This is a genomic window from Mesorhizobium sp. M1E.F.Ca.ET.045.02.1.1, assembly GCF_003952485.1.
Lineage (GTDB): Bacteria > Pseudomonadota > Alphaproteobacteria > Rhizobiales > Rhizobiaceae > Mesorhizobium.
The window spans coordinates 1,938,479-1,956,418 of sequence record NZ_CP034447.1 but is presented as its reverse complement, the minus strand read 5'-3'; the positions used below and the strand labels follow the sequence as shown (position 1 = coordinate 1,956,418).

At 64.1% G+C, this 17,940-nt stretch carries 17 protein-coding genes; 10 read left to right on the top strand and 7 right to left on the bottom strand.

Annotated elements, in window-relative coordinates; translation table 11 throughout:
• Nucleotides 1–10: 10 nt before the first annotated feature.
• Together mnmG and mnmE are read right to left on the bottom strand one after the other, a co-directional pair.
• A complete protein-coding gene (gene mnmG, locus EJ070_RS09325) occupies nt 11–1,885 on the bottom strand; it encodes a tRNA uridine-5-carboxymethylaminomethyl(34) synthesis enzyme MnmG (protein WP_126091085.1) in 1,875 nt (624 codons plus the stop codon).
• Between the two features lie 388 nt (nt 1,886–2,273).
• Nucleotides 2,274–3,581, bottom strand: coding sequence for a tRNA uridine-5-carboxymethylaminomethyl(34) synthesis GTPase MnmE (gene mnmE, locus EJ070_RS09315; RefSeq protein ID WP_126095694.1), 1,308 nt, complete (start codon nt 3,579–3,581; stop codon nt 2,274–2,276).
• Between the two features lie 76 nt (nt 3,582–3,657).
• On the opposite strand from mnmE, the gene EJ070_RS09310 reads away from it, so the two are divergent.
• Entirely contained in the window at nt 3,658–5,673 is a 2,016-nt protein-coding gene (locus EJ070_RS09310; protein ID WP_126091084.1) for a thioredoxin domain-containing protein, read from the top strand.
• 171 nt (nt 5,674–5,844) lie between these two features.
• Here EJ070_RS09310 and rho read toward each other — a convergent pair whose 3' ends face one another.
• The 3 genes from rho to hemE form a co-directional block, all read right to left on the bottom strand.
• Nucleotides 5,845–7,110, bottom strand: a complete 1,266-nt coding sequence (rho, locus tag EJ070_RS09305; RefSeq protein ID WP_126091083.1) for a transcription termination factor Rho — start codon at nt 7,108–7,110, stop codon at nt 5,845–5,847.
• Between the two features lie 178 nt (nt 7,111–7,288).
• The gene (hemJ, locus tag EJ070_RS09300) at nt 7,289–7,831 is read right to left on the bottom strand and encodes a protoporphyrinogen oxidase HemJ (protein ID WP_245464840.1); all 543 of its coding nucleotides are present in this window, start codon (nt 7,829–7,831) and stop codon (nt 7,289–7,291) included.
• The gene (hemE, locus tag EJ070_RS09295) at nt 7,828–8,856 is read right to left on the bottom strand and encodes a uroporphyrinogen decarboxylase (protein WP_126091082.1); all 1,029 of its coding nucleotides are present in this window, start codon (nt 8,854–8,856) and stop codon (nt 7,828–7,830) included. The genes hemJ and hemE overlap by 4 nt, the downstream gene beginning before the upstream one ends.
• Nucleotides 8,857–9,257: 401 nt before the next feature.
• Here hemE and EJ070_RS09290 point away from each other — a divergent pair, with 401 nt between their 5' ends.
• The 5 genes from EJ070_RS09290 (at nt 9,258) to dnaQ (ending at nt 13,141) form a co-directional block, all read left to right on the top strand.
• Nucleotides 9,258–10,079, top strand: a complete 822-nt coding sequence (locus EJ070_RS09290; RefSeq protein ID WP_126091081.1) for a pyruvate, water dikinase regulatory protein — start codon at nt 9,258–9,260, stop codon at nt 10,077–10,079.
• A 247-nt stretch (nt 10,080–10,326) separates the two neighbouring features.
• Nucleotides 10,327–10,926 carry a Maf-like protein gene (locus EJ070_RS09285; protein WP_126091080.1) on the top strand — a complete coding sequence of 200 codons (600 nt, stop codon included), beginning with the start codon at nt 10,327–10,329 and terminating at the stop codon, nt 10,924–10,926.
• Nucleotides 10,919–11,752 (top strand): shikimate dehydrogenase, encoded by an 834-nt coding sequence (locus EJ070_RS09280; RefSeq protein ID WP_126091079.1) that lies wholly within the window; start codon nt 10,919–10,921, stop codon nt 11,750–11,752. The genes EJ070_RS09285 and EJ070_RS09280 overlap by 8 nt, the downstream gene beginning before the upstream one ends.
• A gap of 10 nt (nt 11,753–11,762) precedes the next feature.
• Nucleotides 11,763–12,359: a dephospho-CoA kinase gene (gene coaE / locus EJ070_RS09275; RefSeq protein ID WP_126095692.1), complete on the top strand. Its 597-nt coding sequence runs from the start codon at nt 11,763–11,765 to the stop codon at nt 12,357–12,359.
• A gap of 74 nt (nt 12,360–12,433) precedes the next feature.
• Nucleotides 12,434–13,141 (top strand): DNA polymerase III subunit epsilon, encoded by a 708-nt coding sequence (gene dnaQ, locus EJ070_RS09270; RefSeq protein WP_126091078.1) that lies wholly within the window; start codon nt 12,434–12,436, stop codon nt 13,139–13,141.
• 322 nt (nt 13,142–13,463) lie between these two features.
• On the opposite strand, the gene secB is transcribed toward dnaQ, so the two are convergent.
• Nucleotides 13,464–13,964 carry a protein-export chaperone SecB gene (gene secB / locus EJ070_RS09265; protein WP_126086743.1) on the bottom strand — a complete coding sequence of 167 codons (501 nt, stop codon included), beginning with the start codon at nt 13,962–13,964 and terminating at the stop codon, nt 13,464–13,466.
• Nucleotides 13,965–14,254: 290 nt separating this feature from the next.
• Nucleotides 14,255–14,749, bottom strand: a complete 495-nt coding sequence (locus tag EJ070_RS09260) for an FxsA family protein (RefSeq protein WP_126091077.1) — start codon at nt 14,747–14,749, stop codon at nt 14,255–14,257.
• 212 nt (nt 14,750–14,961) lie between these two features.
• Here EJ070_RS09260 and EJ070_RS09255 point away from each other — a divergent pair, with 212 nt between their 5' ends.
• The 4 genes from EJ070_RS09255 to EJ070_RS09240 are packed head-to-tail and all read left to right on the top strand — an operon-like array spanning nt 14,962 to nt 17,715.
• Nucleotides 14,962–15,669 (top strand): Tim44/TimA family putative adaptor protein, encoded by a 708-nt coding sequence (locus EJ070_RS09255; RefSeq protein WP_126091076.1) that lies wholly within the window; start codon nt 14,962–14,964, stop codon nt 15,667–15,669.
• A gap of 22 nt (nt 15,670–15,691) precedes the next feature.
• A complete protein-coding gene (locus EJ070_RS09250) occupies nt 15,692–16,798 on the top strand; it encodes a murein transglycosylase A (RefSeq protein ID WP_126091075.1) in 1,107 nt (368 codons plus the stop codon).
• Nucleotides 16,795–17,319 carry a Smr/MutS family protein gene (locus EJ070_RS09245; protein WP_126091074.1) on the top strand — a complete coding sequence of 175 codons (525 nt, stop codon included), beginning with the start codon at nt 16,795–16,797 and terminating at the stop codon, nt 17,317–17,319. The genes EJ070_RS09250 and EJ070_RS09245 overlap by 4 nt, the downstream gene beginning before the upstream one ends.
• 27 nt (nt 17,320–17,346) lie before the next feature.
• Nucleotides 17,347–17,715, top strand: a complete 369-nt coding sequence (locus tag EJ070_RS09240) for a helix-turn-helix transcriptional regulator (RefSeq protein ID WP_126091073.1) — start codon at nt 17,347–17,349, stop codon at nt 17,713–17,715.
• Nucleotides 17,716–17,940 lie beyond the last annotated feature (225 nt).

Genomic DNA, 17,940 nt, shown 5'->3' with positions numbered 1-17,940 from the left:
TCATCGGCGCTCACGCCACGTCCCTTCGCGCGGCGAGCTCGGCATTGCGGACGTGAGCGACAATGATGGCGAGCGCCGCCGGCGTCATGCCTTCCATGCGCTGCGCATCCGCGACCGAGCGCGGCTGGCGCGTCTTCATCTTCTGCTTCAGCTCGTTGGAAAGGCCCGGCACATCCGAGAAGTCGATGCTCTCGGGAATGAGCCGCGACTCTTCATGCCTTATTTGCGCGACGTCGGCCTGCTGCCGGTCGAGATAGACGGAATACTTTGCTTCCGTCTCGAGCCGCTCCGCGGTCTTGGCGTCAAGCGCGGCGAAGCGGGGTTCGACACGGGCCAGCCAAGCCATGTCGACGCCCGGATGCGCGAGCAGCTCATAGGCCGAGCGGCGCACGCCATCCTTGTTGATCTCCAGGCCATGCCGCGCGGCTTCATTCGGCGTCAAGGTGATCGACTTTGCCAGCGCGCGGGCTTGGTCGAGCCTGCCGGCAAAATCATCGAACCGCCGCATGCGCTCCGACGAGGCGATCCCGAGCCGGTCAGCCAGCGGCGTCAGCCGCTCGTCGGCATTGTCGGCGCGCAGCGAAAGCCGGAACTCCGCCCGCGAGGTGAACATCCGATAAGGCTCGGCGATGCCGCGGCTGGTGAGGTCGTCGACCATCACGCCGATATAGGCCTCGGTGCGGCTGAGCACGATTTGGTCGCTCGCCGATGCCTTGCGCGCCGCGTTGATGCCGGCGAGCAAACCTTGCGCGCCTGCCTCTTCATAGCCGGTCGTGCCATTGATCTGCCCGGCCAGGAACAGGCCCGCGACGCGCTTCGTCTCCAAGGTGGTTGCCAACTCGCGCGGATCGACATGGTCATATTCGATGGCATAGCCCGGCTGCAGCATCGTCGCCTTTTCCAGCCCGGGGATCGTCTTCAGAATGTCGAGCTGCACGTCTTCCGGCAGCGAGGTCGAGATGCCGTTCGGATAGACGGTGTCGTCGTCGAGCCCTTCCGGCTCGAGGAAAATCTGGTGGCCTTCACGGTCGCCGAACTTGACGATCTTGTCCTCGATCGAAGGGCAATAGCGCGGCCCCACACCTTCGATCGAGCCGGAATACATCGCTGACCGCTTCAAATTGAGGCGAATCAACTCATGCGTCGCCGCTGTGGTGCGGGTGATGCCGCAATGGATCTGCGGGTTCGCGATCCGGTCAGTCATCAGCGAGAACGGCACCGGATCCTCGTCCGCCGCCTGACTTTCCAGCGAAGCCCAGTCGATCGTGCGGCCATCGAGGCGAGGGGGCGTCCCGGTCTTCAAGCGGCCGAGCTTGAAACCGGCACGAGCCATGGTGGCCGACAGCCCGTGGCTTGCCTGTTCGTTCATGCGGCCGGCGACGATCTTCTTCTCGCCGATATGGATCAGCCCGCGCAGGAACGTGCCGGTGGTCAGCACCACGGCGCCGCAGGCAAGGCGGCGACCGCCGGAAACCAGCACAGCCGCGACCCGCCCGTCTTCGATCTCGAGATCCAGAACCTCTCCCTCGATCACATCGAGATTAGCCTGCTCGCTGATCGCGGCCTGCATGGCGAGGCAGTAGAGCTTGCGGTCGGCTTGGGTGCGGGGGCCGCGTACGGCCGGGCCCTTGCGGCGGTTGAGCAAACGGAACTGGATGCCGGCGGCGTCGGCCATGCGGCCCATCAATCCGTCCATGGCGTCGATCTCGCGTACGAGATGCCCTTTTCCCAGACCGCCGATCGCCGGGTTGCACGACATGACGCCGATCGTGTCGAAACGCAGCGTCACCAGCGCGGTGCTGGCGCCGGCGCGCGCGGCAGCACTTGCCGCTTCGCATCCGGCATGGCCGCCGCCCACCACCACCACATCATAGTGATCGGTCATTTCAAGAATCCGCTTTCAGAGATCGACCGACACATGTCCCCGACGACGGGTCGGTGTCAAGGCGAACTCGTTTCACGTGAAACAATGAATGGCGAGCATTGCCATCCCGGCGGGGAACTTTGAGAAGCCGGCGGGACAGCGCCCCCCTCTGGCCTGCCGGCCATCTCCCCACAAGGGGGGAGATTGGCAGCCTTGGCGCTCCACTCATTCCTGCGCCGTTGGGGACTAGCGAAAGCCGCGGCGATATCCGATCTCCCCCTTGTGGGGGAGATGCCCGGCAGAGCAGAGGGGGGCTCGAAGGAACGCGGCGTTCACGCCCACATCCGCAGCCCCGACCTGTTTCACGTGACTCATCGCACCCGCGCAACGCCTCCGTGTTTCACGTGAATCACTTGCCGATGCAGAACTGCGAGAAGATCACGTCGAGCATGTCCTCGACATCGACCACGCCGACGATCCGCCCGAGCCGATCCGTGGCCAGCCGCAATTCCTCGGCGCGCAGCTCTTGGCTTTGTCCCGCCAGGGCCGCGGCGAGAAATTCCTTCGCCTCTTTCAAAAGCTCGACATGACGGAGCCTCGAAGGCAGGACGTCGCCCGCGTCTCCGATCGCCAACGCAGCGCGGCGGCCGATTTCATCCAGCAGCCCGGAAAGTCCGGTGCCGTCCTTGGACGAGATGACCCAATCATAGGCACCCTCGCTTGCGTGCTTGAGATCGGCCTTCGTCCCGATCTTCAGCAATGGAACCCCTGTCGGGACCGCGCCCACCGGCTGCGGATCCACAATGTCCTCCAACAGCAGGACGAGGTCGGCCCCACCGGCCTTGGCGCGCGCCCTTTCGATGCCGATCGTCTCCACCTTGCCGGCCCTCTCGCGCAGGCCGGCCGTGTCGACAATCCGCACTCGCATCCCGTTGAGATCGAGCACCACCTCGAGCAGGTCGCGCGTGGTGCCCGGCTCGTCGGTGACGATCGCCGCCTCGCGCCGGGCCAGCGCGTTGAACAGGCTGGACTTGCCGGCATTCGGCGCGCCGAGGATGACGACCTCAAAGCCGTCGCGAATGATCTCCGCTGCCTTGAACCCTTGGATGTGACGCCCGACCTCATCGATCATCTTCGCCACGTCGGACCACACCGCCTCCGAAACAGAGCCGGGAACATCCTCTTCGTCGGCGAAGTCGATCTCGGCTTCGATCATCGCCCGCGCATGGATCAGCCGGCGGCGCCAGCTCGAATAGACTTCGCTTTGCGCTCCATCCGCATTGCGCAGGGCAAAACGCCGCTGCGCCTCCGTCTCGGCATTGACGAGATCGGCCAGCGCCTCGGTCTCGACCAGGTCGAGCTTGCCGTTAAGAAAGGCGCGCCGGGTGAATTCGCCGGGTTCGGCGTGCCTGACGCCCTCGATGCCGGTAATCGTCTCCAGCATCTTCGCCGCCACCGCGCGGCTGCCGTGGACCTGGAACTCGGCCACGTCCTCACCGGTGAAACTGCCAGGCCCAGGAAAGAACAAGACAAGGCCGTGATCGATGACCGAAGCGTCGGCCGCTTTAAGGCTCCGCAACATGGCAACTCGATCCTTAACAGGACCGGCGATCGTTTCGACCACGAATCGAGTATGCGGACCGGAAATGCGGATCACGGCGATGCCCGCAGGCAAGCGGCCGCTCGAAAGCGCGACGATTGAATCCTTCGAGGTCATCTGGGAAACCATTTGCCGGACCTGCTGAAGCGCCCTAGCCTTTACCTTGTAAACCCATCATGCCGAGCCGCCCATCGTGACCTTGCCCGCGCGAAACATGCTTGCCGAAGAGGCCAGCCCCTATCTGCAGCAGCACAGCGACAACCCTGTGCATTGGCGGGCGTGGTCGCCGGCGGCGCTTGCCGAAGCCAAAGAATCAGGACGGCCGATCCTGCTCTCCATCGGCTACGCCGCCTGCCACTGGTGCCATGTCATGGCGCATGAAAGCTTCGAGAACGACACTGTGGCCGCCGTCATGAACCGGCTCTTCGTCAATATCAAGGTCGATCGCGAGGAGCGCCCGGACATCGATCAGATCTATATGGCGGCGCTCCATGCGATGGGCGAGCAGGGCGGCTGGCCGCTGACCATGTTTCTCACGCCCGACGGCAAACCTTTCTGGGGCGGCACCTATTTTCCGCGCGAGGCTCGCTACGGGCGGCCGGGCTTTATCCAGGTGCTGGAAGCCGTCGACAAGGCCTGGCGGGAAAAGCAGCAAAGCCTCGCCGAAAGCGCCGATGGGCTGACGGCCCATGTCGAGCAGCGGCTCGCCGGCGCGAAAGGCAAGGCGGTGCTCGATCGCGACACGCTTGCCGATCTCGGCAACCGCATCGGCGGCATGATCGACCGCGATCTTGGGGGCTTAAGCGGCGCGCCGAAATTCCCTAACGCGCCCTTCATGCACAGCCTGTGGCTGTCCTGGCTGCGCGACGGCCAGACCGCGCACCGCGACGCCGTGCTGCTCAGCCTGGAAAAGATGCTCGCCGGCGGCATCTACGATCACGTCGGCGGCGGCCTCAGCCGCTATTCGACTGACGCCGAATGGCTGGTGCCGCATTTCGAGAAGATGCTCTACGACAACGCCCAGCTCATCCGCATGTGCAACTGGGCCTTTGCCGCTGCCGGCAATGACTTGTTCCGGATACGAATCGAAGAGACCGTCGCCTGGCTGCTGCGCGAGATGCGGGTCGACGGCGGCGCCTTCGCCGCCAGCCTCGATGCCGACAGCGAGGGTGAGGAGGGGCTTTTCTACACCTGGAGCAAGGAGGAGATCGAAGCCGCGCTCGTCGACGATTCGGCTCTGTTCTTCCGATATTTCGAACTCGCCGCTCCGCATGGCTGGGAAGGCAAGCCGATCATCCGCCAGACCGAGGAACAGCAGCGCCTGGGCATAGCCGACTGCGCGCGGCTTGCGCCCCTGAAAGCGAAACTGCTTGCCCGCCGCGAAAAGCGCGTCAGGCCAGGCCGCGACGGCAAGGCGCTCACCGACTGGAACGGCCTGATGATCGCGGCGCTCGCGGAAGCGGGGCGCTCGCTTGCACGGGCTGATTGGATCGAGGCCGCGGCAAAGGCCTTCGCTCATATCGTCGAGGCCGGCCAGCACGGGCGCCTGCCGCACTCAATGCTTGGCTCGAAAAAACTCTTTCCGGCGTTGTCGAGCGACTATGCCGCCATGACCAATGCCGCGATCGCCCTGTTCGAGGCAACCAGCGATCCGGCCTATTCGGAGCAGGCCAGGCAATTCGTCGATCAGCTCGACCGCTGGCATCAGGACAGCGAGAAGACCGGCTACTATCTGACGGCATCCGACAGCGGCGATGTGCTGATCCGCATCCGCGGCGATGTCGATGAGGCAATCCCCTCGGCCACCAGCCAGGTTGTCGAAGCGCTGGTGCGGCTCTCCTCCCTCACCGGCGATCCCGATCTTTGGGAAAAAGCCTGGACGACCGCCGAGCACGCCATGGGCCGCGCCGCGCAACAGGCCTATGGCCAGGCGGGCATCGTCAACGCCTGCGCCCTGGCGCTCGAACCGCTGAAGCTTGTCATCATCGACAAGGCAGATTCCTCAATGCTCGTTCCGGTCGCGAATCGAAATCCCGACCCGCGCCGGGTCGATATCGTGGTGCCGGTCGGTACGGAAGCGAATCGAGCGCTTCTACCCGGCGGCGTGCTCCCGCCCACGGACAAGCCCGGCGCCTGGTTCTGCAGCGGACAGGTGTGCCTGCCGGCGGTGACGGGTCCAGAGGAGTTGGAGAAGCTGTTGCGGCGATAGTGCCTTCTCCTTCTCCCCTTGTGGGAGAAGGTGTCGCAGAAGGCGACGGATGAGGGGTGCTCCAGGGAACACCAGCGCCTCACTCCGCTGGAACACCCCTCATCCGTCTCGGCGCTAAAGCGCCGATCCACCTTCTCCCACAAGGGGAGAAGGAGGGCGCTTCGCACCCGATCACGTATTCATCGAATCGAAGAAGTCGGCGTTGGTCTTGGTCTGCTTGAGCTTGTCGATGAGGAACTCGATCGCGTCGGTCGTTCCCATCGGCGCCAGGATGCGGCGCAGCACGAAGATCTTCTGCAAATCCGCGCGCGGCACCAAAAGGTCTTCCTTGCGGGTGCCGGACTTGAGGATGTCCATCGCCGGATAGATGCGCTTGTCGGCTACCTTACGGTCGAGTTGGATTTCGCAGTTGCCGGTGCCCTTGAACTCTTCGAAGATGACTTCATCCATGCGGCTGCCGGTATCGATCAGCGCCGTGGCGATGATGGTAAGCGAGCCGCCTTCCTCGATGTTGCGGGCGGCGCCGAAGAAGCGCTTCGGCCGTTGCAGCGCGTTGGCGTCGACACCGCCGGTCAGCACCTTGCCGGATGACGGCACGACAGTGTTGTAGGCGCGGCCGAGGCGGGTGATCGAATCGAGCAGGATCACGACATCGCGGCCGTGCTCGACCAGGCGCTTGGCCTTCTCGATCACCATTTCAGCCACTTGCACGTGGCGGGCAGCGGGCTCGTCGAAGGTCGAGGAGATCACCTCGCCCTTCACCGAGCGCTGCATGTCGGTCACTTCCTCCGGGCGCTCGTCGATCAGAAGCACGATCAGATAGCATTCCGGATGGTTGGCGGTGATCGAATGGGCAATGTTCTGCATGAGAACCGTCTTGCCGGTGCGCGGCTGCGCGTTGATCAACGCGCGCTGTCCCTTTCCGATCGGCGCGACCAGGTCGATGACGCGCGGTGAGATGTCCTTGCTGGTCGGATTTTCGATCTCCATCTTCAGCCGCTTGGTCGGGTAGAGCGGCGTCAGATTGTCGAAGTGGATCTTGTGACGAATCTTTTCGGGATCGTCGAAATTGATGGTGTTGACCTTGAGCAGCGCGAAATAGCGCTCGCCCTCTTTCGGGCTGCGGATCGGCCCTTCGACCGTATCGCCGGTCTTGAGCGAAAAGCGCCTGATTTGCGACGGCGAAATATAGATGTCGTCGGGACCGGGCAGGTAATTGGCATTGGCCGAGCGCAGGAAGCCGAAACCATCCTGCAGAACCTCGACCACGCCGTCGCCGATGATCTCGATGTCCTGGGCGGCCAGTTTCTTCAGGATCGCGAACATCAACTCCTGCTTGCGCATGACGCTGGCATTCTCGACCTCGAGCGATTCGGCATAGGCGATCAGCTCTGGCGGCTTCTTGTTCTTGAACTCGGTGAGTTTCATTTCTTGCATTAGATAGACTCTGGGTAGGCTTTTGGGAGAAAATCGGCTGGATGCGACAAATGCCGGGCGCGGCCGAAAGCGAAAAAAGGGCGGCGCATGACGGGAAGGAAGACCCGTCTTGTATCGTCGGTCGCCTAAAAGAGCAAGCCGCCTTTTGCGGGGTCTCCTGGCCGAATCCCAGGAAGCCTCAGAACGGCTTCACGATGACCAGGATGACGATGACGACCATCAGCAATGTGGGGATTTCGTTGACGATCCGCCAGTGCCTCGCCGGCTTTTCGTTCTTGTCCCCGGCGAATTTTCTCACCGCGCCGGCGAGGTAGCCATGCAGGCCTGAAAGCAGGAGCACAGCGAGGATCTTGGCGTGCAGCCAGCCGCCCTGAAAGCCGAAACCTTTCCAGGCCAGCCAAAGCCCGAACGCCCAGGTCACGATCATCGCCGGGTTGATGATGCCGCGCAACAGGCGACGCTCCATCACCTTGAAAGTCTCGGACTGCACCGAACCCATCTCGGCGTCGGCGTGATAGACGAAGAGCCGCGGCAGATAGAGCATGCCGGCCATCCAGGAAATCACCGCAATTACGTGGATCGCCTTGGCCCAGGGATAGAAATCGTCCGGTCCGAGCAGGAACAGAAGCCCGGCCAGCGCGAGGAAGACGGCGATGGCGATCGCCGCCCGGCGCATTGCGCCGGCGCCGCCTCCCAGCTCTCCTTTGCCCATCATCGTCATGACGCGCGCCTCACCATTTTCACCATGGCCTCGACATGCGCCACCGGCGTCTCCGGCGTGATGCCATGGCCGAGATTGAAGATCAGGGGGCCATCACCCAGAGTACGAAGGATAGCGTCGACACCGTCCGCCAGCGCCTTGCCGCCCGCCACAAGCCGCAGCGGATCGAGATTGCCCTGCACCGCGCCTTCGCCCTGCAACTCACGCGCCATCGACAGCGGCACGGTCCAGTCGAGGCCGAGACCGGTGATCCCGGTCTTCTTCCGATAATCGCGATAGCGCTCGCCGGCGCCTTTTGGAAATCCGATCACCGGTACATCCGGATGCGCCGCCTTCACCTGCCGCACGATCTCCGCCACCGGCTCGACGCAGAACGCGTCGAAGGATGCCTCATCGAGAACGCCCGACCAGGAATCGAAAATCTGCACCACATCGGCGCCGGCCTCGATCTGGCGGATCAGGTAGGCCGCCGAATGATCGGCGAGTATTTTCAGAAGCCGGGCGAAGGCCCCCGGCTCGCGATAGGCGAAGAGCCGCGCCGGCCCCTGGTCCGGCGTGCCATGGCCGGCGATCATATAGGTCGCGACCGTCCAGGGCGCGCCGCAGAAGCCGATCAGCGTCGTCTCATCCGGCAGTTTCGCGCGCAGCCGGCGGACCGTTTCGTAGACCGGTTCGAGATTCACGTGAAACGTTTCGCCGTTCAGCGCAGCAATCTCGGCCGCCGCGATCGGCTTCAGGATCGGTCCGTGCCCCTCCTCGAAACGGACCTCCCGCCCGAGCGCATCGGGCACGACAAGAATGTCGGAGAACAGGATCGAGGCATCGAAGCCGAAGCGCTCGATCGGCTGCAAGGTCACTTCGACCGCAAGGTCGGGATCGTAGCAAAGGTCGAGGAAGGATCCGGCCCGCTTCCGGGTCTCCCGATACTCGGGGAGATAGCGGCCAGCCTGACGCATCATCCAGAGCGGCGGCGGAGACACCGTCTCGCCCTTGAGGACGTCCAGCATGATCCGTTTCCCAGCCATACAGCGTTCGATCCTTGGGGGCTCTTAAATCAAATATCTATTTTAGAAGAGTCTTCTGATTCTAAGAGTCTGTTGGTTGTGGTGGTTGCGACCTGTCCCGCCTGCCGCTCGAAAAGGCCAGTCAGCATATTGTCGCGCGGCTTCATTCGCACATTGGAGGGGTCTGGGGAAGAACCGGATTCAGGCTTTTGAGTCAGCGGGTTGGCGCCCTTGTTCCGAATTCGGCACTGTGGACGATGCGGACCAAGAAAAGTTGATCCCCAGTTTTGTCCCCAGCGCCCCGACAAAGCCTACAGCAGGGCGAATTGTGGACAAGGTGCCATCTGATACAGTCGCCTTCAGCGCCCCTGTGTTCTTGTCCGACCTTGTCCACAATCACCCACAGCCCGGAACCGACCCTTGTGAACAAACCCCAAAGCTTCTTTCATCTGCACCTGATTTCCGACGCCACCGGCGAAACGCTGCTGGCGGCCGGCCGCGCGGCGTCCGCGCAGTACAAGGATGCGCGCGCCATCGAGCACATCTATCCGCTGATCCGCACGGAAAAGCAGGTCGCCAAGGTGTTCGAGGACATCGAGGAGGAGCCGGGCATCATTCTCTATACCGTCGTCGACCAGAAGCTCGCGCGCAGCATCGACGAGCGCTGCGCGGCCATGGGCCTGCCTTGCGTGTCGGTGCTGGAGCCCGTGCTCGCCGTCTTCCAGTCCTATCTCGGCACCCCGGCCGGCCGGCGTGTCGGCGCCCAGCATGTCCTCGACGCCGAATATTTCCGCCGCATCGATGCGCTGAACTTCACCATGGAGCATGACGACGGCCAACTGCCGGCCAATATGGACGACGCCGATATCGTGCTGATCGGCATCTCGCGCACCTCGAAGACGCCGACCAGCATCTATCTCGCCAATCGCGGCATCAAGACGGCCAACATCCCGATCGTGCTCGGGGTGCCGCTGCCCGAAAGCCTGATCGCCGCCAAGACGCCGCTGATCGTCGGCCTGGTCGCGACCGCCGAGCGCATCTCGCATGTGCGCCAGAACCGCATCCTCGGCAACACCGCCCCCTATGTGTCGACCGACTATATCGACCGCGCCGCGATCAACGAAGAACTCGCCTATGCGCGCCAGCTCTGCACGAAACATGGCTGGCCGATGATAGACGTCAGCCGGCGCTCGATCGAGGAAACGGCCGCGGCCATCGTTGCCCTGCGGGGGAAGACGCGCTAGGGCAGGCGATATAAGTGAGCACCCCGTCCAACACCCCTCATCCGACCGAGCTTCGCTCGGCCACCTTCTCCCACAAGGGGAGAAGGAAGAACGTGGCGCCGGCGTCCCGCAGATACCGCCAGGTGGCGATTTGCAGCGGCGTCAGCGCAGGACTTTCCTTCTCCCCTTGTGGGAGAAGGTGGCTCGGCGCACAGCGCCGAGACGGATGAGGGGTGCTGGACGGATCGCAACCGTTGGGTGAACCAGCATGGCCGAGAAAATCATCCTCGCTTCGGGCAGCCTGTTCCGTAAGGCGATGCTCGTCAATGCCGGGCTCGACATCGAGGCTGTTCCGGCCGATGTCGACGAGCGCGCGCTCGAGGCGCCCTTGCAAGACAGCGGCGTGTCTCCCGAAGATGTCGCTTCGATCCTTGCCGAAGCCAAGGCGACCGAAGTCAGCGAACGCAGGCCTGGCGCGCTGGTGCTCGGCTGCGATCAGACGCTGTCGCTCGGCGACGAAATCTTCCACAAGCCGGCCGACATGGAAGGAGCGCGCAGCCATCTCCTGGCTTTGTCGGGCAAGACGCATCAGCTGAACAGCGCGGCGGTGCTCTGCCGCGACGGCGAGGTGCTGTGGCGGCATGTCGGCGTCGTCAGCCTCACCATGCGCAAGCTCGATCCCGCCTTTATCGGCCGGCACCTGGCGCGCGTCGGCGCCAAGGCGCTGGCAAGCGTCGGCGCCTATCAGATCGAGAGCGAGGGCATCCAGCTCTTCGAAAAAATCGAAGGCGATTATTTCACCATCGTTGGGCTGCCGCTGCTGCCGCTGCTGAAGGAGCTGCGCGCGCTGGGGGCGATCGATGGTTGAGAAAAAGGCCTTCGTCACCGGACATCCGATCGCGCATTCGCGTTCGCCGAAGATCCACGGCTACTGGCTGGCGAAATACGGCATCGACGGCAGCTATCGGGCGATCGATGTCGTGCCGGAGGATTTCGCGGCGTTCCTGAAATCGCTCGGCGAGAATGGCTACCGCGGCGGCAACGTCACCATCCCGCACAAGGAAGCCGCCTTTGCCTTGGTCGAGCGCCGCGACGAGGCGGCTGAAGCGATCGGCGCGGTCAACACGCTGTGGCTGGAAGATGGCGTCTTGTGGGGCGGCAACACCGATGGTCTCGGCTTTGCCGGCAATCTCGATGACTACGCGCCGGGCTGGGCGGGCAATGGCCCGGCCGTGGTGCTGGGCGCAGGCGGCGCGTCCCGGGCGGTCATCCACGCGCTGAAGGCCCGCGGCGTGAAGGACATCCGCATCGTCAACCGCACGCTGGCGAGGGCGCGGGAACTTTCCGACCGCTTCGGCGCCGGTGTTTCCGCGCATGGCGCCGGCGCCGTCGGCGAACTGCTTGCCGATGCCGGCCTGCTCGTCAACACCACGGCCCTCGGCATGCACGGCAACGAGACGCTCGCCGCCGATCCGGCGGGTCTGCCCGGCCATGCCATCGTCACCGACATCGTCTATGTGCCGTTGGAAACGCCGTTGCTTGCCGCCGCCAGGGCTCGCGGCCTGAAGACGGTCGATGGTCTCGGCATGCTGCTGCATCAGGCCGTGCCCGGTTTCGAGCGCTGGTTCGGCAAGCGGCCGGAGGTCACGCCCGAGCTGCGGCGCATGATCGTCGCCGACATCGAAGCGCATTGAGATGGCAGCCATGATCGTGCTCGGCCTCACCGGATCGATCGGCATGGGCAAGTCGACCACGGCGAAGATGTTCGCCGATGCCGGCGTGCCGGTCCACGATTCCGACGAGACCGTGCATCGTCTTTACTCAGGCAAGGCCGCGCCGCTGGTCGAAGCGGCGTTCCCCGGCACGACGAAAGCGGGCGTGGTCGATCGTGCCAGGCTGGCGGAAAAGGTGTTGGGCGATCCCGCCGCGCTGAAGAAGCTGGAGGCGATCATCCATCCGCTGGTCCGCGCCGACGCCGATGCGTTTCTTGGCCTGCATCGCGCCGCCGGCGCGCCGATCGCTGTGCTCGACATCCCGCTTTTGTTCGAGACCGGCGGCCGCAACCGCGTCGACAAGGTCGTGGTCGTCACCGCGCCGGCCGAGATCCAGCGTGCCCGGGTGCTGGCGCGGCCCGGCATGAGCGCGGCTAAATTCGAAGCCATCCTCGCCAAGCAGGTGCCGGACACGGAAAAGCGCCGCCAGGCCGATTTCATCGTCGACACCGGGCAAGGCTTCGATGCGGCGCGCCGGGCGGTCGAGGCGATCGTCAGCGAACTGACAGGGGATAAGGCTCGCTCCTGACTCTTGCTGTCAGCAGTCCCCATTGCCATTTTGTTCTGGTTTATGATTCTGCTCTTTGGAGCGGACTGATTCGAATGCGTGAGATCATCTTCGATACGGAAACCACCGGCCTCGATTTGCGCGACGACCGCATTATCGAGCTCGGCGGCGTCGAGCTGGTCAACCGCTTCCCGACCGGCCGCACCTTCCACAAATTCATCAATCCGCAAGGGCGCGCGATTCATGCCGAGGCGCAGGCCGTGCACGGCATCAGCGCCGCCGACCTGGTCGGCAAGCCGACCTTCACGGAAGTCGTGGAGGAGTGGCTGGCCTTCACCGACGGCGCCAAGCTGATCGCCCACAACGCCACGTTCGACATCGGCTTCCTCAATCTCGAATTCGGCCGGCTCGGCCATCCGGCCATCGACGGCGCCCGCGTCGTCGACACGCTGGCGCTCGCGCGCCGCAAGCATCCGATGGGCCCGAATTCGCTGGATGCGCTCTGCCGGCGCTACGGCATCGACAACACCCGACGCACCAAGCACGGCGCGCTGCTCGACTCCGAATTGCTGGCCGAGGTCTATATCGAGCTCATCGGCGGCAAGCAGGCGGCTCTTGTCCTCGACGCCGTCGCGATCCAGATGAACGGTGCCGGCGAGGTGGCAGACATCGACATCTCGATCGGCGCAAGGCCGATCGCCCTGCCGCCGAGGCTGACCGAGGCGGATCGGGCCGCTCATGCCGGTCTTGTCGGCACGCTCGGCGAGAAGGCGCTGTGGTTGAAGGTGGCGGTCGCGGGTTGAGCGGGCGCTCTGGCGCCGACGTTGGAGATCAGCCGAATCGCCCATCCCTTCGTCATACTCGGGCTTGACCCGAGTATCCATGCCGTGACCCTCGCCGTAGAGTGCAACGGTGCAGAATTCTGTAAGCGCAGCAACGCCTTAGCATAACGGCATGGATTCTAGGGTCTGCGCGCGTCGCTCCGCTCCGTGCTCCGCCCCAGAATGACGACCGGCAAGACGGGCACGGCCAATCGCGAGCGTCGGCGACTGCTCGCAGGGCCTGACTAACAAAAAAGCCCGGCACGCGGCCGGGCTTCTGATAAGGGGTGCGGCAGAGCCTTTCTCAGCTCACCTGGACCTTCGCCGCGGCCTGGTCCTCGGCGATGCGCTGCTGGAACATCTGCGCGAAATCGATCGGGTCGAGCATCAGCGGCGGGAAGCCGCCGTTGCGGGTGGCGTCGGCGATGATCTGGCGGGCGAAGGGGAACAGCAGCCGCGGGCATTCGATGAACAGGATCGGCAGCATGTGCTCCTGCGGGAAACCGCTGATGGCGAAGACGCCGCCATAGACCAGCTCGACGTTGAACAGCACTTCCTGGTCGAAGGAGGCCTTGGCGTTCAACGTGAGATTGACATCGAACTGCTTGTCCGAAAGCGGGTTGGCGTTGACGTTGACATTGATGGCGATGCCGGGCGCCTTGTCGCGGCCGCGCAGCGAATTCGGCGCGCCGGGGCTTTCGAAGGACAGGTCCTTCACATACTGGGCAAGCACGTTGAGCGAGGGCTGTGCCTGGTTGCCGTTGCCGTTGGCGGCGCCTGCCGCGGCGTCATCGTTGCTGGCCATGAGCCTTTGTCCTTTTGCCTGGGCAGCATTGCTGACCGGATTGAAATCGGGGGTTCGCTACCATGGTCGGCATGACAAGACAAGTTTTGCCGCCGTCACGCATGTCGCCCAAAAGTGCGTAGCGGTTTTGGGATAACGACATGCGTCATGCAAGAACCGCATGTCGCCCAAAAGTGCGTAGCGGTTTTGGGGTAACGACATGCGTCAGGCAAAAACTGCAGGTCGTCCAGACTGCGCGGCGGTTCCGGGCAATGACGTGCACGAGATAGCAGACGAGCCTACATCCAGACCTAGTCGTCTTTCAGCCGACGCCAAGGGGAATTGTGGTCCGGCCCGCGCTTGTAGTCGTCGCGCGAATAGTCGCTGTCGTCGAGATCGATCACCTTGTCGCGGCCGCGGGCGGAAAAGCCGCTGCTGAAGCTCGTCGCCATCACGATGCGGCTCTTCAGCAGCCGCCAGGCGAGATCGCGCACAGGCGGCAGGAGCAGCAGGATGGCGAAAATGTCGGTGATGAAGCCCGGAATGATCAGCAGGATCGCCGCCAGCACGATCATCGCGCCATGCGCGAGCTGGCGGCTGGGGTCGCGTCCGGCATCCATTTCCGCCCGCACCCGCGCCATCACCCCAAAACCCTGATGGCGAAGCAGCAGGCTGCCGGCAATCGTGGAAAGCACGACCAGCGCAACCGTCGCCAAAGCGCCCACTTCGCGGCCGACGATGACGAAGCCGGCGATCTCCAGCAGCGGCAGCAGGAGCAGGAACAACGGGAAGAGTGAAACGCGCAAGTCTTGACCGATCGCTTTCTCTTTTGCGGGCCCGCGGGCAATCGCCGCTGGCACCGGGGCCAATAGATAGGTATGGCTGCCTTTGATTTGAATGATTGCGCCTGCCGTTCTATATGCTTTGGGTGTTGAATGCTATGCGACCGCCGCCTTTGTGAGCCTCCGGGCGAGGCTCTGGTGGTCCGGCCTGGACAGGGATGGAATTGGCGGAAGATATGGGTTTCTTCGACTTCGGCACGATTTTCTTCTTGATTGCGGCGGTTGTGATCTTCTTCCAACTGCGCAACGTGCTGGGCCGCCGCACCGGAAACGAGCGCCCGCCCTTCGATCCCTATTCGGCGAGCCGCACGCGCGATCAGGACGCTGCGCAGAAATCCGAGAATGTGGTGTCGCTGCCGCGCAAGCGCATGCCGGGCGAGACGGCGGCCGAGACCTATGCCGCGATCGACGCCTTCGCCAAGCCTGACAGCGATCTCAACAAGGGCCTGCGCACGATTAAGGACAGCGATCCGTCCTTCGATCCGAAAACCTTCGTCGACGGCGCCAAGATGGCCTACGAGATGATCGTCATGGCCTTTGCCGATGGCGACCGCAAGACGCTGAAGAACCTCCTGTCGCGCGAAGTCTATGACAGCTTCGCCGCCGCGATCGGCGAACGCGAGGCGAAATCGGAAAAGATCCAGTCTTCCTTCGTCGGCATCGACAAGGTCGATGTCGTCGCCGCCGAGATGAAGGGCAGCGAGGCGCATATCACGCTGCGCATCGTCAGCGAGCTGATTTCAGCGACCCGGGACAAGGTCGGCGCCGTCATCGACGGCGATCCCGAGAAAGTCGCCGAGGTCAAGGACGTCTGGACCTTCTTCCGCGACACCCGCTCGCGCGACCCGAACTGGAAGCTCGTCGCCACGGAAGAAGAAGACTGAGACAGAGCGGCGGGGCCCGGTCGTGCCGCTCTTTCCCACGTTCAGCGAAAAATCCTTCGGCGACTTGCCCGGTTGGGACGAGGACGATCACCTCGCCGCCTTCGCCGCGTTCAGACGTTCCGCTTTCCATGTGCTGACCAAGCCTTACCGCACCGGCTCGCTCGGCATCGATTTCAACGCCTTTGCCGGGACCTATGCCGAAGCGCGTTCCGTTTCGCCGGCGAATCGGTCGCAGGCGCGCTCTTTCTTCGAGCGTCATTTCGTTCCGGTGCTGGTGCCGGCCGACAACGGCGACGCCGGCCTCGTCACCGGCTTCTACGAGCCGCAGGTCGAGGCCTCGCCGGTCAGGACGGAGCGGTTCGTCGTGCCGCTGCTTTCCCGCCCGGCCGACCTCATCGACATAGACGACAAAAACCGGCCCGCCGGCATGGATCCTTATCTCGCCTTCGGGCGCGACACGCCGGCAGGCCCCGTCGAATATCCCGACCGCGGCGCAATCGAGCGCGGCGCGCTCTCCGGCAGGAACCTCGAGATTGCCTGGCTTACCGACAAGGTCGACGCCTTCTTCATCCATGTGCAGGGCGCGGCCCGGCTGAAGATGACCGATGGCCGGCTGTGCCGGGTCACTTATGCCGCCAAATCCGGCCAGCGCTTCACCGGTCCAGGCAGGATTCTGAGCGAGATCGGCGAAATCCCACTGGAAAAAGTTACGATGCAGTCGATCCGCGCCTGGTTCAAAGCGCATCCGGATCGCGTCGACGAGATCCTCTGGCAGAACCGCTCCTATATCTTCTTCCGCGAGGCGCCGGTCGAGGATCCGGCGCTCGGCCCGATCGCCGCCGCCAAAGTGCCGCTGACACCCGGCCGGTCCGTCGCGGTCGACCGGCTGCTGCACACCTTCGGCACGCCCTTCTATATCGACGCGCCGACGCTCACCGCTTTCGACGGAAATCCGTTCCGGCGGCTGATGATCGCGCAGGACACCGGCTCGGCCATCACCGGTCCGGCGCGCGGCGATCTCTTCGCCGGCTCAGGCGATGCCGCCGGCGAAATCGCCGGCGTGGTTCGCAACGCCGCCGATTTCTACGCGCTGGTTCCGCGCGGCTTGGTCACCCGGGGGCGCATGTGACCCGCCGCGACGACAAGCTCAGCGAGGACGACCGCATCCTCTGGAACCTGGTGGCGCGGACGACCCGGCCGCTGAAAGGCAAGGCCGCCATCGAGATTCCAGATGTCATCGAGCCCAAGCCGGTGCCGGCATCGGCGCCGGTCAACGGCGTCTCGGCCGTTGCCGCTAAGCCGAAGACACAGCACGTCTCGCATGTGCTGGACGACCAGACGCATGAAAAACTGAAGAAAGGCCGGCTGCCGATCGAGGGCCGCGTCGACCTGCACGGCATGACGCAGGACGAGGCCTATTCGCTGCTGCTCAGCTTCCTGCACCGCGCGCATGCCGGCGGCATCCGCTATGTGCTGGTCATCACCGGCAAGGGCTCGTCCTCGGGCGGCGACGGCATCCTGCGGCGCTCGGTGCCGCATTGGTTGTCGACGCCGGCCTTCCGGCACCTGGTCTCCAGCCATGATCATGCCGCCCGCAACCATGGCGGCTCGGGCGCGCTCTATGTCCGGCTGAGGCGCACGCGCGCATGAGGATGCGGTCATGAGCAAGGGGATGGCATGACCCCGTTCGGCGAAAGGCTGCGGGCGCTGCGCGCCGAACGCGGCGTCAGCCAGAAGGCGATGGCTCAGGCCATCGGCGTCAGCGCCGCCTATCTGTCGGCGCTGGAACACGGCCGCCGCGGTGCCCCGACCTGGACGCTGATCCAGAAGATCATCGGCTATTTCAACATCATCTGGGACGATGCCGAGGACCTGGCCCGCCTCGCCGAAACCTCGCATCCAAGGGTCAGGATCGACACGTCCGGTCTCTCGCCCGCCGCGACCGAGCTGGCCAATCTGCTGGCCGAGAGCATCGAGAAGCTGGACGAGGCTGAGCTTCGGAGCATCACCGCCTCGGTCCGCGTCGCGCTCGGCCGGCGCGGCTGACAGGCATTAAAGCGCATCGCGCTGAAACGGATTCAGGCGACGCGCTTTAAGTCCTTGTTTTGATGCATGTCGTTGTCCCAGAACCGCGCACACTTCTGGGCGACATGCATTAATTGCAAACATCGCGCCGCCCCTCATCCGCCTGCCGGCACCTTCTCCCCGTACAGTGACGGGGAGAAGGGAGATAGCCGCGACGTTGGCGCCCATTGTTCAGCGTTGAATGAT

Coding starts and splice junctions, on each gene's coding strand:
- mnmG (WP_126091085.1), bottom strand. CDS start 1,885: ATGACCGATCACTATGATGTGGTGGTGGTGGGCGGCGGCCATGCCGGA.
- mnmE (WP_126095694.1), bottom strand. CDS start 3,581: ATGACCTCGAAGGATTCAATCGTCGCGCTTTCGAGCGGCCGCTTGCCT.
- rho (WP_126091083.1), bottom strand. CDS start 7,110: ATGCAAGAAATGAAACTCACCGAGTTCAAGAACAAGAAGCCGCCAGAG.
- hemJ (WP_245464840.1), bottom strand. CDS start 7,831: ATGACGATGATGGGCAAAGGAGAGCTGGGAGGCGGCGCCGGCGCAATG.
- hemE (WP_126091082.1), bottom strand. CDS start 8,856: ATGGCTGGGAAACGGATCATGCTGGACGTCCTCAAGGGCGAGACGGTG.
- EJ070_RS09285 (WP_126091080.1), top strand. CDS start 10,327: ATGGCCGAGAAAATCATCCTCGCTTCGGGCAGCCTGTTCCGTAAGGCG.
- EJ070_RS09280 (WP_126091079.1), top strand. CDS start 10,919: ATGGTTGAGAAAAAGGCCTTCGTCACCGGACATCCGATCGCGCATTCG.
- coaE (WP_126095692.1), top strand. CDS start 11,763: ATGATCGTGCTCGGCCTCACCGGATCGATCGGCATGGGCAAGTCGACC.
- dnaQ (WP_126091078.1), top strand. CDS start 12,434: ATGCGTGAGATCATCTTCGATACGGAAACCACCGGCCTCGATTTGCGC.
- secB (WP_126086743.1), bottom strand. CDS start 13,964: ATGGCCAGCAACGATGACGCCGCGGCAGGCGCCGCCAACGGCAACGGC.
- EJ070_RS09255 (WP_126091076.1), top strand. CDS start 14,962: ATGGGTTTCTTCGACTTCGGCACGATTTTCTTCTTGATTGCGGCGGTT.
- EJ070_RS09240 (WP_126091073.1), top strand. CDS start 17,347: ATGACCCCGTTCGGCGAAAGGCTGCGGGCGCTGCGCGCCGAACGCGGC.